The organism is Streptomyces sp. McG3 (genome assembly GCF_018619185.1).
Taxonomy (GTDB): domain Bacteria; phylum Actinomycetota; class Actinomycetes; order Streptomycetales; family Streptomycetaceae; genus Streptomyces.
Genome location: NZ_JAAXYC010000250.1, coordinates 1 through 12,174, shown reverse-complemented (window position 1 = coordinate 12,174; position 12,174 = coordinate 1). Strand labels below are relative to the sequence as shown.

Annotated in this window: 12 protein-coding genes and 1 pseudogene; 5 read left to right on the top strand and 8 right to left on the bottom strand. The window is 73.3% G+C overall.

Features of this window, described 5'->3' with window-relative positions; translation table 11 throughout:
- The 4 genes from HET64_RS29490 to sph all read right to left on the bottom strand — a co-directional run.
- The coding region (locus HET64_RS29490) for an N-formylglutamate amidohydrolase (protein ID WP_215110203.1) at positions 1-520 on the bottom strand (520 nt) is incomplete at its 3' end.
- Between the two features lie 54 nt (positions 521-574).
- Positions 575-982 carry a hypothetical protein gene (locus HET64_RS40160; RefSeq protein WP_374105584.1) on the bottom strand — a complete coding sequence of 136 codons (408 nt, stop codon included), beginning with the start codon at positions 980-982 and terminating at the stop codon, positions 575-577.
- 3 nt (positions 983-985) lie between these two features.
- Positions 986-1,516: a hypothetical protein gene (locus HET64_RS40155; RefSeq protein ID WP_374105583.1), complete on the bottom strand. Its 531-nt coding sequence runs from the start codon at positions 1,514-1,516 to the stop codon at positions 986-988.
- A 76-nt stretch (positions 1,517-1,592) separates the two neighbouring features.
- Complete coding sequence (gene sph, locus HET64_RS29480; protein ID WP_215110202.1) at positions 1,593-2,573, bottom strand: sphingomyelin phosphodiesterase; 981 nt, start codon at positions 2,571-2,573, stop codon at positions 1,593-1,595.
- 240 nt (positions 2,574-2,813) lie between these two features.
- Here sph and HET64_RS29475 point away from each other — a divergent pair, with 240 nt between their 5' ends.
- A complete protein-coding gene (locus HET64_RS29475; RefSeq protein WP_215110201.1) occupies positions 2,814-3,137 on the top strand; it encodes a DUF1330 domain-containing protein in 324 nt (107 codons plus the stop codon).
- Between the two features lie 65 nt (positions 3,138-3,202).
- Here the strand turns inward: HET64_RS29475 and HET64_RS29470 are convergent, their stop codons facing one another.
- The 4 genes from HET64_RS29470 to HET64_RS29455 all read right to left on the bottom strand — a co-directional run bounded on the left by HET64_RS29470 (position 3,203) and on the right by HET64_RS29455 (position 7,355).
- The gene (locus HET64_RS29470; RefSeq protein WP_215110200.1) at positions 3,203-3,874 is read right to left on the bottom strand and encodes a class F sortase; all 672 of its coding nucleotides are present in this window, start codon (positions 3,872-3,874) and stop codon (positions 3,203-3,205) included.
- A gap of 108 nt (positions 3,875-3,982) precedes the next feature.
- The gene (locus HET64_RS29465; protein WP_215110199.1) at positions 3,983-4,486 is read right to left on the bottom strand and encodes a hypothetical protein; all 504 of its coding nucleotides are present in this window, start codon (positions 4,484-4,486) and stop codon (positions 3,983-3,985) included.
- A gap of 126 nt (positions 4,487-4,612) precedes the next feature.
- On the bottom strand, positions 4,613-6,646 hold the full coding sequence (locus HET64_RS29460; RefSeq protein WP_374105585.1) for a sensor histidine kinase: 2,034 nt from the start codon (positions 6,644-6,646) through the stop codon (positions 4,613-4,615).
- Between the two features lies 1 nt (position 6,647).
- Entirely contained in the window at positions 6,648-7,355 is a 708-nt protein-coding gene (locus HET64_RS29455; RefSeq protein ID WP_215110204.1) for a response regulator transcription factor, read from the bottom strand.
- A gap of 326 nt (positions 7,356-7,681) precedes the next feature.
- On the opposite strand from HET64_RS29455, the gene HET64_RS29450 reads away from it, so the two are divergent.
- The 4 genes and pseudogenes from HET64_RS29450 to HET64_RS29435 form a co-directional block, all read left to right on the top strand.
- Positions 7,682-8,983: a cytochrome P450 gene (locus HET64_RS29450; protein ID WP_215110198.1), complete on the top strand. Its 1,302-nt coding sequence runs from the start codon at positions 7,682-7,684 to the stop codon at positions 8,981-8,983.
- Positions 8,980-10,233: a cytochrome P450 gene (locus HET64_RS29445; RefSeq protein ID WP_215110197.1), complete on the top strand. Its 1,254-nt coding sequence runs from the start codon at positions 8,980-8,982 to the stop codon at positions 10,231-10,233. The genes HET64_RS29450 and HET64_RS29445 overlap by 4 nt, the downstream gene beginning before the upstream one ends.
- A gap of 39 nt (positions 10,234-10,272) precedes the next feature.
- The gene (locus tag HET64_RS29440; RefSeq protein WP_215110196.1) at positions 10,273-11,097 is read left to right on the top strand and encodes an ATP-grasp domain-containing protein; all 825 of its coding nucleotides are present in this window, start codon (positions 10,273-10,275) and stop codon (positions 11,095-11,097) included.
- Between the two features lie 118 nt (positions 11,098-11,215).
- A pseudogene (locus HET64_RS29435) lies at positions 11,216-12,174 on the top strand (hypothetical protein); the annotation flags it as partial.

The following is a 12,174-nucleotide window of genomic DNA, read 5'->3' as shown; positions in this document are numbered from 1 at the left end:
GGGTCGGGTACGAGTGGACGTCGATGATCACCGCGCGGCCCGCAGCGGCGAGGCGCGACTCGACCGCCGCCGTCATCGCGGCGGCGTACGGGTGGAAGTACGCGTCCAGCAAGGGGCCCGGGTCCGTCCCGGGCGGGCGGAGCGGTTCGCGGTGGGTGGTGCGGGTGTAGACGGCGCCCATGCCGACGGCGAGCATCTCCTCCCGCCCGTCCGGGAAGCGTTCCGGGTCGACGACCAGCCGGGAGAGGTTGTTGACGAAGCGCCACGGGGCAGCCGGGGCGACAGTCGTTGCCGCGGCTGCCAGTTCGGCGGTGTGGGAGTCGGTGATGTGGTCGAGCTCGCGTTCCAGGGCGGCACCGTCCAACGTGATCCCCTCGCGCACCTCTCGCGGGATGCGGCGGGACCCGTGCGGGATGTGCAGGAGGACCGGTGAGTCGGCGGCTCCCGGGATGAGCGTGAACGGCTGCGGATCACTCACGAGTGACTCCTTCGGTGTGTTTCGTTCGTTTCCGCACAGCATCCCGGACCGCCCCCGGAAGGCCCCGGAGGGCCTCTCCGGTCTCCTGGCAGCCCGTCAGCGGGCCGTGCCAGCGGCTAGCGTTGATCCGTCGCGGGTCCGGACGAGGCAGGTCGAGGGCCCGGTGACGTAGGCGGCGAGTGCGCAGTGCGGGTGTCTGTCCAGTACCTCGGCGGCCCATCGGCCGGGCGGCCCGAACCACGGGTCGTCCGGAGCGCCGTCCCGGAAGACGACGTCGGCCAGGTCGAGTTGGACCGGATCGCGGGTGTCCTCATGGACGGCCGGATGGGCGTCCCCAGCCCCGCCGGGCTCCCGGGCGGGATCGGCATACCGGGTCACCACGACCTCCGGCCCCGCGAGGCAGCGCGTCAGTACGTACAGGGGAGCCGTACGCAGGGCGGGTTCCGGGTCCGGCAGCGGCAGCGGCAGGAGCAGGGCGGGGCCCGGTGGCTCGGGGGCGGCCATCAGCTAGTAGAAGGCCCGCCTCAGCCGTACCGCCGCCTCGCCGGGCACGGAAGAGGTGAAGCGTATCGGCCCCGGCTGCGGGATGTGCCTGTCGATCAGCGTGTCCAGTTGGCCGCGCAGGGGTGCCCGCGCGTCGAGTCGGGCGTGGTCCTGCGAAAGTATGAGCAACGGCCCCTGGATCGCGCTGAGTTCCCCGCCGAAGCTGGCCGGGATCGCAAGGTCCACCGGTGTCGCGAGGGCCTGTTCCCACGGCAGTACGGGCACCCCCGTGTCCGCGAGCAGTTCCGCGACGCCCGATCGGAAGGCCGAGGACCCCGTACAGGTGGCGAGGGGCTGCACCCCGAGGTCGAACAGCGGCAGGACGTCGAGCAGCCGGGTCGCGGAGGTGACGTTGTGGACGACGAGCAGGACGCGACGGCATCGCACCCGTGTGGCCCAGCGCGCCGCGTCGTCCCCGACCGGCACCCGTACCCACCGGTCCTGCTCCTCGTCCGTATCGGCCCTCTCGCGCTCCCCGACACAAGCGCTGGCCACGATGTATCGGCAGGAGCCGGGCGACGCGCCGTCCCCTCCGGCGACGAGCGGAGGGGACGGCGGCGTCACGGTGCGGCTACCGGCCGGAGCCGATCACCGGGTAGTGGTCCGAGAGGTTCGTGTAGGTGTAGTCCTTGCCCCAGCTGGACACGGTCCAGGGGGCGCTCTCCTCCTTGATCACGTCGTTCTTCCAGCCCGCCGGCTTGGCGTGGCCCGTGCGGTGCAGGACGTGGTCCAGGTCCTCGCGCGGGTCGTCCGGGTAGCGCTCGGAGGCTATGGAGTTGTCGCGGGTGTCGAAGGAGTACGGGTGGCCCGTCCGGGTCTCCGGTGCGCTCAGGCCCGCGTCGGAGAGGAACGAGGCGTACTCCGCCGAGTGCCCGTCGACGTTGAAGTCGCCCGCCACGACGACCTGTTCCGAGGCCGGGATGGTCTTCGCGTCGAGGAACGCGTCCATCTGCCGGAACTGCCGGCTGCGCACCTGTGCCGCCTGGCCCGCCGAGCAGCCGGGGTCGGTCGACTGGGCGTGGGTGCCGACGACGTGGACCCGGGCGCCGTTGACGTTCAGCACCGTGTAGGCGAAGCCCTTGTTCGAGAACCAGTCGCCGCCGCAGGCGTCCTTGAAGACGAACTGCTCCTTGCGCACGATCGGCCACTTGCTCAGGATCGTGACGCCGCCGTCCTCCGGCGTCGCCGCCGCGTACGAGCCGCCCGTCGCGTCCCAGCCGCTCTTGCTCCGGCCGACCACCGGGGTCTGGTACGGGTACCGGGACGCGGAGTTCCGCAGCAGCGCGTCGGAGGCCCCGTTGTCGAAGGCCTCCTGGATCACCACGACGTCATTGCCCTGGAAGAACGACGTCTTCGGGATCTCGGCCGCCCGGTGGTCCTGGCCCCAGTTGGGGTACAGGGTCTTGCTGAAGATGAACGCGTTGTACGAGAGCACCCGCAGCGACGGGGTCTCGGCAGCCGTCGCCTGCGGTGCGTTCACGGCGAGGGTGACGGTGGCGAGGGTGGCGGACAAGGCCACGCCGGTCAGGCGGCGGAACGCGGTGTTCGGCACGGGGTCTCCTGTGGTCGAGTGGGGGGCGTACCGGTCGACCCCATCCAAGCAGCGGGAGTTACCGACGGGTAGACATCGGGTGGCACGAGTCTGTCCGGCCGGCTGCCATCCGTCGCCGACCGGTCGCCACCCGACCGGTGGCCCCGCGGGCAGCGGGCCGTGCTGCCGGCCGCGACGGCGTCGAGCCGTAGCCTCGACCGTGATCCGTGCGTGCCGTGTCCGGCTGAACAAGGGAATCCCATGTCCGCTTACGTCATCGTCAACGTCGATGTGCTGGACGAGGAGGCGGGCCTGGCCTACGCGTCGGTGGCCCAGGAGTCCGTCCTCGACCACGGCGGCCGTTACCTGATCGCGGGCTCCACGCCCGAGCCCGTCGAGGGCGTCTGGAATTCCTCCCGTGTCGTGGTCATCGAGTTTCCCGACATGGACCGGATCCAAGAGTGGTACGGCTCGCCCGCGTACCGAAGGGCCCGGAAGATCCGTGAAGGCAAGGTCGGGGTGGGGATGCTGTTCGTCGAGGGCGTGCCGCCCGAGGGCTTCTCCGTCCCGGACCAGGTGTCCTGACCCGCTGGGCTGCCACCGCCACGTGCTGGCCGTCGCTCGCGGGATCCCCATGGCGGCAGACACGTTCAGGCGAGGGCGCCGTACACGATGAGGTTGTCGACGGGATGGCCCTCCGCGTCGAACTCCCCGTCGCAGGTGATGAGCCGCAGTGTGCTGTCCTTCGTCGGGCCGTAGACCTTCTCGGTGGGGAACGCCTTCTTGCTGACCGTCTCCTTGCCCGTGACCGTGAAGCGCAGGGTCGTGCCCGCTCCGTCGCGGACCAGCACCTCGGCGCCCTCGCGGATGTCTTTGAGGTCGTGGAAGACGGCCCGGCCGAAGCGGGTGTCGTTGTGGCCGATCAAGACGGCCGGCCCAGGTTCCCCGGGCACGGACCCGCCGGTGTACCAGCCGGCCGTCATGCCCTGGTCCGCGGGCGGGACCTCGACCGTTCCGTCCGCGTTGAGCCCCAGCTCCATGAGCGTGCTCTGTATACCGATCGAGGGGATGGAGACGTGGGCGGGGCCGGGCTGACGTGGTTCGTCGGTGCTGGACGGCTCGGTCGATCCGGTCGGTCCGCTCGATCCGGACGCCGCCTCGCCCTGTGCGGCAGAGGCCGGGGCGGAGGGCGCGCCCGACGCGGCGGAGGAGGACGAGGCGGCGGGCTCGGCGGACGAGCACCCCGCCAGGGCGACGCAGGCCGCGACGGCGGTCAACAGGGCGGTGGTCCGCCGGAAGCGGTGGGGCGTACGGGACGGCACAGAGAACTCCGGGATCGGGGCGGGACGGGGCGGTGCGGGCCGGTGCGCGGGCGTGGCGCCGCCCCGGTTCGGGGCGGCGCCACGGTCAGCGGTGGTGAGCGGTGCGGGTCAGCCGTCGAGGCCGGCCGACGAGCGGCGGCGCAGCACGATCGTGCCCACACCCGCGAGCAGCGCGGTCCCGGCCACCGAACCGGCCAGCACCGCAGTGCTGTTGTCGCCGCCGCCGGCGGGGCGCTCACCCGCGGCGACACCGCCGCGCGGGGTCACCGCCGGGCCCGCGTCCTTCGGCGCGGGCGCCGGGCGGTCGCCCGCTGCCACGCCGCCGCGCGGGGTCACCGCGGGTGCGGCCTCCGCGGGTCCGGCCTCCTTGGGTGCGGGCGCCGGGCGGTCGCCCGCTGCCACGCCGCCGCGCGGGGCGACCGCCGGGCCCGCGTCCTCCGGGGTCTTGGTGGGGGCCTCGGAGGGCTTCGAGGACAGGTCGACCACGGCGGGCTCCGACGACTTCGGGGAGGCGTCGGCGAACGCGGCGGCGGACGGGACCAGCACCGCGCCGGCCGCGACGGCGGCCAGGACGGCGGCACGCAGGGTGCGGCGAGAGGGGAAAGCGGTCATACGGATGGCTCCATTCCATACTCGGCCCCGTGACGGTCCCGGATGCGGGTTCGCACCGGGGACGGGGCATGCCGCCAGGCTGGCGTGGAGATATGAAGAAGCTGTCAGAGCGCTGTGGTCATCCCATCAGGGGCCGGACGGCCCGGTTCCGGGCAGCCGGAGGACGAACGTCGACCCCTCGCCCTCGACGCTCGCCGCGTCCACCGTGCCGCCGTGGGCCTCGACCAGTTTGCGGACGATGGCGAGGCCCAGGCCGCTGCCGCCCGTACGGCGGCTGCGGGACTTCTCCGCGCGCCAGAACCGGTCGAAGACATGCGGAAGGTCCTCGGACGGGATGCCGGAACCGGTGTCCGCCACCTCGACCAGCACCGCCCCGTCGCCCTCCTCGGCGGCGTACGCGCGCAGCGTCACCCGCCCGCCCGCGGGCGTGTGCCGTACGGCGTTGGACACCAGGTTGCCCACCGCCTGCCGGAGCCTGACCGGGTCGGCGCGCAGGGCCGGCCCCGGGGCGGAGCCCGCGACGGCGAGGGTGACGCCCGCGTTCTCCGCCCGCGCCTGGTGGGCGGCGGCGACCTGGCTCAGCAGCTCCCGGGCCTCGACGGGTCCGGGGTGCAGCCGCAGCACCCCGGCGTCGGCGGCGGCCAGGTCCTGGAGGTCGTCGATGATGTGCTGGAGCAGCACGGCCTCCTCCAGCAGCGAGGAGACGAACGCCGGGTCGGGGTCGGCGAGTCCGTCCTGGGCGGCCTCCAGCCAGCCGCGGATGTTGCTCAGCGGGGTGCGCAGTTCATGGGCGACATCGCTCACCATGGCCTTGCGCTGCTCCTCCAGCCGCGCCCGGTGCGCGGACATGTCGTTGAACGCCGCGGCGAGCCGGCCGACCTCGTCGTCCCCGGAGACGGGCACCGACTCCGGCTGCTCCCCGTCGCGCATACGCTGCGCGGCGCCGGTCAGCGCGTGCAGCGGGCGCACCAGCCGGGCCCCCGCGAACACCGACGCGCCCACGGTGAGGGCCAGCACGAGCGCCGCGGCCCCGGCGATCCTGGCGGTGTTCGCGGGGGACAGGTCGAACCCGGGCAGCGTCGCGCCGCCCTCGTCGCCGATGAAGAGGAGGGCGGGGGAGGACACGTACGAGCTGAGCTGTTCGCCGCGGGCCGCGCTCACACAGGACGCGATGGCCCGGTCGTTCTCGCCCGTGCGCTCCGGCGTGACGACGGACGGCGCGGCGTCCTCCACGGGGGCGTCGCTCGGCGCCGGCGCCGGCAACGGCACCCGTGGCACCAGCGGTCCGGCCTCCTCGCCCGGCACGACCGAGGAGGCCGGATCCCCCCAGGACAGATCGCCGTTCAGCTGGACGCCCTCGCGGCCCTGGCGCTTCAGGCAGGCGTCGGCCAGCCCGGTAAGCGCGTCGAGCGCCTTCTGTTCCGAACGGGTCGGCGTGTCCAGTGCGGCGAGATCGCAGCGGGTGCCGAGGGCGCGCTCGGGGTCGTTGCCCACGATCTGCACCCGGGAACGGCCGCTCGGGCCGACCACCACGTCCGAGGCGATGCCCGCCCGGTTCAGGCACTCCACCTTGCTGTCGGCGGTCCGCCGCAGCGCCTTGCTGTCGGCCGTCGACAGCCGGAACGGCCCCACCGCCCGGGGGTCGATGCGGTCGGCCGCCGTGCCCTGCCCGTCGGTCCCGCGCGCCGCCAGGACGGTGTCCACGGACAACGGGTCGACCACGGCGGACGCCTGCGGCGGAAGTGCCGGGGCGGTCTCCGCGGTGGCCGAGTCGGCGAGCGGTTGCCTGCCCTGCGTGGTCAGGGCGACACGGCGGCCCGACTCCCGGGCCAGCTCGCGCACCGTCGCACCGACCCCGTCCCAGGTCGGATTGCGGGCGGCGTAGTCCAGCAGGGTGTCGTAGATCCGGGCGTCCGCGGTGAGGTTCTGCCCCTGCTCCTGCTTGATCGCACCCGAGGTGGTCTGCACGGCGATCCAGGCGGTGGCCGCCACCGAACACGCGGCCACCAGCGCCGAAACGGCGAGCAGCCGCCCCAGCAGGCTCCGGCGCAGCGGCAACCGTGCCCGGCCCGGTGTCTCCCGCCGGCCGTCGCGTCGGCCGGGGGCCTCGCCGTCCCGGTCCGTCCCGTGCCCGGCCGCCCCGTGGTTCCCGCCGCGCACCCTACGCACGCCGGACCGCCTTCGCCGGATCGGTGAGCTTGTAGCCGACGCCGAACACGGTGAGCAGGCGCTCCGGCCGCCGCGGGGCCCGTTCGATCTTCTTGCGCAGGTTCATGACGTGCACGTCGACGGTCCGGGCGCTGATGTAGCGGTCGAACCCGTGGAGCTCCTCCAGCAGCCGCTGACGGCTGAACACGCGGTCCGGTCCCGCCGCCAGGGCTGCCAGGATCCGGAACTCGCCCGGGGTGCACTCCACCGCCCCGCCGCCCACGGACACCTCGTGCCGCGCCGGGTCGACCACGAGGGCGCCGACACGCAGGACCGGGTCCTCGGCCACCGGCTCCGGGGCGGCGGTGCGCCGGGTACGCCGCAGCAGGGTACGGACGCGGGCCATCAGCTCGCGCGGACTGTAGGGCTTGGTCATGTAGTCGTCGGCACCGAGGTCGAGACCGAGCAGGAGGTCGTCCTCGGTCGAGCGGGCGGTCAGCATCAGGACCGGCAGCTCGCGGCTCTCGGACCGCAGCACCCGCACCACGTCCAGGCCGTCGGCCCGGGGCATCATCACATCGAGGACGAGCAGGTCGGGTTCCTGGTGCCGGACGGCTTCGAGCGCGGCGAGGCCGTCGCCCACGATCCGTACGGCGTGTCCTTCCCGTTCCAGATAGCGGCGTACGAGCTCGGCCTGCTTCTCGTCGTCCTCGGCAACCATGACGTCAGCGCACACGCCCCGATCGTAGAGCGGTGGGATCACGGTGCGAGCCCGGGGCGGCCCCCCGCGCCGTTCACGTCCCGGACGCGGCCCCGACCGGGACCGACGGCCGCCGGTGCTCGGCCGAGCCCCACGACGATGCCGACCTTGTGATCAAAGGTGCGCAGATGTCACGGGAGAACGGGCGGAACGTGAGGTCGAATCGTTCGGAGTTCTGGCGAAAATGAGCGCGAACAGCTCCGGTGATTCACGCAACCTCCTTATAGTGGTGCCGCGTTGATCGTATGGTCGCAACGCGCGAAGCCGCCGCCCCTGGAGTCCGTACGATGACGAACCCCTCGTCCGCCACGCCCGCGTCCACGGCCGGCACCGGAGGAGGCTGCCCCGTGGGCGCCGGTACGGGCGCCGTCGCGCTCGGCGGGCCCGGCTTCCCCACCGAGCCGCAGGAGCTCTACCGGTCCATGCGGCGCGACCACGGGCCCGTCGTCCCCGTCGAACTGCCCGGCGGCTTTCCGGCCTGGCTGGTGGTCGGCTACCGGGAACTCCACCAGGTCACCAGCGACGGGGAACTGTTCCCCCGGGACGTCTCCCTGTGGAACCAGTGGGGACACGTCCCCGCCGACTGGCCGCTGCTGCCCATGGTGGGCACCCCCATGCCGTCCATCTACTTCACCGCCGGGGCCGAGCACCGGCGCCACGTCGGCATGGTCGTACCGGCTCTCGAAGGGGCGGACCCCTTCGAGATCCGGCAGCACTGCGAGCAGTTGGCCGACCGCCTCATCGACGCCGTCTGCACCCGGGGCACCGCCGACCTCGTCGCCGAGTTCGCCGAGCCGCTGCCCGTCCTCGTGCTCGCCCGGCTCGTCGGCTTCCCCGACGACGAGGGCGCCGACATCGCGCGGGTGCTCAAGGACCTCGCCGACGGCGGCCCCGGCGCGCAGAAGGCGCACCTGAGCTTCGGTGAGCACATGCACCGCCTCGTGGCTGCGAAGCGGGCGCGGCCCGGCGACGACGTGACCTCCCGGATGCTCGCCCACCCCGAACCGTTCACGGACGAGGAGTACGCGCTCGACCTGATGGCCATCACGGCCGCCGGGCACCTGACCACCGCCGACTGGATCAGCAACTCCACCCGGCTGATGCTCACCGAGGACCAGTTCGCCGACGCCCTGTCCGGCGGCCGGCACAGTGTCGCCGAGGCCATGAACGAGGTGCTCTGGGAGGACGGCCCCACCCAGATCCTGGCCGGTCGCTGGGCCGCGCGCGACGCCCGGCTCGGCGGCCGGGACATCGCGCGCGGCGACATGCTGCTCCTCGGTCTCGGCGCGGCCAACGCCGACCCGCACATCCGGCAGCAGGTCACCGCCTCCGCCGTCCGCTCCGGGCAGGGCGGCAACAGCGCGCACCTGGCCTTCAGCCACGGCGAGTACCGCTGCCCCTTCCCCGCCCAGGAGATCGCCGAGATCATCGCCCGTACCGGCATCGAGGTGCTGCTCGACCGGCTGCCCGACCTCGAACTGGCCGTCCCCGCCTCCGAACTGGTCCGCCGGCCGTCCGCGTTCCTGCGCGGGTCGATCGCCCTGCCCGTCCGCTTCACTCCCGTACGCACGACAGGAGACGCGTTGTGAACTGCCCGCACACTGCCGCCGCGCCGGCCGACCGGGGCGCCGGGACCGTCGTCATCGACCCCATGGTCCAGGACCTGGACGGCGAGACCGCGCGGCTGCGCGACGCCGGGGTCCTCGCCCGGATCGACCTGCTCGGCGTACCGGCCTGGACGGTCACCCGGCACGCCGAGGCACGCCAACTCCTCCTCGACCCGCGACTGGTGAAGGACATCGACGCCTGGGGCCTCTGGCAGAGCGGCGCGGTGACCCACGCGTGGCCGCTGATCGGCATGATCGACGCCGGGCGCTCCATGTTCACCGTCGACGGGGCCGAACACCGGCGGCTGCGCACCAAGACCTCGCAGGCGCTCACCCCCCGCCGCCTGGAGGCGATCCGGCCGGAGATCGAGAAGTTCACCCAGGAACTGCTGGACGCCCTCGACGCCGCGCAGGGGGACGACGGGGTCGTCGACCTGAAGGCGGTCTTCGCCCAGCCGCTGCCGATGCGGGTGGTGGGCATGCTCATGGGTGTGGACGAGTCCCAGCACGCCATGCTGACCAGGCAGTACAAGGCGTTCTTCTCCATGCTCACCCCGCAGGACGAACGCCTCGCGCTGCTCGCCGAGTTGGACGTCTTCTACACCGACCTCGTACGGGAGAAGACCGCCCGGCCCACGGACGACCTCACCAGTGCGCTGATCCTGGCCGAGGAGGGCGGCGAGCCGCTCACCGAGGAGGAGGTGGTGGGCAACCTCAAGGCCATGGTCGCCGCCGGGCACGAGACCACCATCGGCCTCGTCCTCAACGCCGTGCGCGCCCTCCTCTCCCACCCGGACCAGCTGCGCATGGTGCTCTCCGGGGAGGCCGGCTGGGACGCGGTGATCGAGGAGACGCTGCGCTGGGACACCCCCACCACCCACCTGCTGATGCGGTTCGCCACCGAGGACATCACCGTCGGCGACGACGTGATCCGCAAGGGCGAGGGAGTCGTCGTCTCCTACCGGGCCATCGGACGCGACATCGGGCAGCACGGCCCCGACGCCGACGCCTTCGACATCACCCGGCCCACCCGGAACCGCCACATGACCTTCGGCCACGGCCCGCACATCTGCCCCGGGGCGGCCCTGTCCCGCGTCGAGGCGGGCATCGCGCTGCCCGCCCTGTTCGCGCGTTTCCCCGGACTCCGCCTCGCCGTCCCGGACGAGGAGATCAGCAAGCTTCCGGTGATGACGCAGAACGACATGGCCGCCTTCCCGGTCCTCCTGGGCTGACGGCGAGGCCGGCGGAGAGGAAGGAGGGGGGGAAGGCGTATGCCGTCCGGACCCGGCTTCCTGGCGCTCCCACCGCATCGCTCCGGCACGGCTTCCCTGCTGTCCGACGCGGCACGCCGGCGTGGCATGGAGGTGACCGTGCTGCCCGCCGACGGAGTTCCCGAGCGGTACCGGGGGAGGGGAGACGGGCACTACTACGGAGGGCCGTGCTTCGGTGCCCGGGTCGCGGGTCCGCTCGGGGTGGCGCTCCTGGAGCCGCACGACGGGTGGCTGGACGCCCTTCCGGGCGCCTTCACCGGCCGGAGCGTCAGCCGGGTGCCCCTCTCCGAAGCCCGCCGCCGTACCGGCCCGCTCTTCGTCAAGCCACCCACCGACAAGAGCTTCCCCGCCGCCGTCCACCCGGACGGCGCCTCTCTCCCGCAGCCTCCGCCGGGCTCCGGCGACCCGCTCATCCAGATCAGCGAAGTCGTCGGCTGGGAGGATGAGTTCAGACTCTTCCTGCTCGACGGCGAGGTCCGCACCGGATCGCGCTACGCCGTGCACGGCCGGCTCGACGCTGCCCCACTGGCCGGTCACCCCCAGGAGACCGCCGTACGCGCTTTCGCCGGCCGGCTCACCGAGGAGTGCGGGGACACCCTGCCCGGAGCCGTCGTCGTGGACGTCGGACGGATGCGCCGCCCCGGCCGGGAAGCCGGCTGGGCGGTCGTCGAGGCCAACATGGCCTGGTTCAGCACCGTGTACGCCGCCGACCCCGACCGCGCCCTGGACGTGGTGCTCCGGTCGGCGGGCCCCGGCGGCCTGGTCCGTGAGCGGGACCTGGCGTTCCGGCGGGACCGCCCCGCCGAGCCCGCGTCCAGGGCCTGAGCAGCGCTCCGCACAGGGCCGCGAGGGCGCGTGAGGATCCTGGTTGCCGAAGATTCAATCGTGGTAACTTCGCGTTCAGTCATGTGAGTTGGACCGACTCGGCGGGGGATGGTCGGCGATGAATGCTGTCCCGCACAGGCACCCGGGACCGGACCTGATGCAGATCCTGGTCGACGCGCTGACCCTGCTCGACTGCGTCAAGGACCGAAGCCAGCGCGGCGAGTTCGTGAGCACGGTGGAGTACCGGCTCGGCGTCGAACTGACCTACCCGGACAGCACGCCCCGGATCGACATGACCCATCTGGTCCGCAAGGTGATCCACCGGCCCGGCGGCCCCGAGGCGCTCGTCTACGCGGTCCGCACCGTCTCCGGCGAGGACGACGCCGAACGGATCGCCGCCGAGGCCGGCATCCGGACCGACGGCGGCCGGCCGGGGCCCTGGCCCGCGCCCGTCTTCGCCGAGGACATCGCCCGGCAGGCGCGCCGGCTGCTGGGCGAGGCGAAGGACATCGACGGCGGGCGCCTCGCCGCCCTCCTCGGCGACGAACTGCCCGGGGACCTGCCGGACCACGGAGCACCGGCCGAACTCTTCGACCACGCACTGGACATGACCGCACGCGCCGACGGCCTCCCCGCAGCCGTCGTCCTCGTCGAGGCGGCCGCCGCCCTCTCCGCCGAGCAGGGCGCGGCGCTGCGCCGGTGGGCGGACCGCTGGGCGCAGGCGAGGGATCTTGCCGCCCCGGCCGACGACGCCCGGGCGGCGGTCCCGGGGGCGCGGGAGGCGCTCGCCGACTGCCGGCGGCGCCTGGAGCGGCCCGCCGCCCCCGACCCGACGGTGCCCAGGTGTCTGGTCGTCATGGTCGAACCGGCCCGGGACGGTTCACCGGACGTCTTCGTCCGGCACTGGCTCAACAAGGTCCCCGGCTACTGGCGGCCGGAGCAGGGCGCCATGGAGACCGTCACCCTGAACACCCTGGCCGGAGCGGTCGAGCGCGCCGTCGAGCGGGGCGAGGCCCTGTGGGCCGATCCCTCGAAGGGGCTGGTGGGGCAGGCGGAGACAGCCGGGCGTGCGGGGAG

Bases quoted from the DNA above. Each gene is read 5' to 3' on its own strand.
- HET64_RS29475 (WP_215110201.1), top strand. From the start codon at position 2,814: ATGTCCGCTTACGTCATCGTCAACGTCGATGTGCTGGACGAGGAGGCG.
- HET64_RS29465 (WP_215110199.1), bottom strand. From the start codon at position 4,486: ATGACCGCTTTCCCCTCTCGCCGCACCCTGCGTGCCGCCGTCCTGGCC.
- HET64_RS40160 (WP_374105584.1), bottom strand. From the start codon at position 982: ATGGCCGCCCCCGAGCCACCGGGCCCCGCCCTGCTCCTGCCGCTGCCG.
- HET64_RS29450 (WP_215110198.1), top strand. From the start codon at position 7,682: ATGACGAACCCCTCGTCCGCCACGCCCGCGTCCACGGCCGGCACCGGA.
- HET64_RS29455 (WP_215110204.1), bottom strand. From the start codon at position 7,355: ATGGTTGCCGAGGACGACGAGAAGCAGGCCGAGCTCGTACGCCGCTAT.
- HET64_RS29440 (WP_215110196.1), top strand. From the start codon at position 10,273: ATGCCGTCCGGACCCGGCTTCCTGGCGCTCCCACCGCATCGCTCCGGC.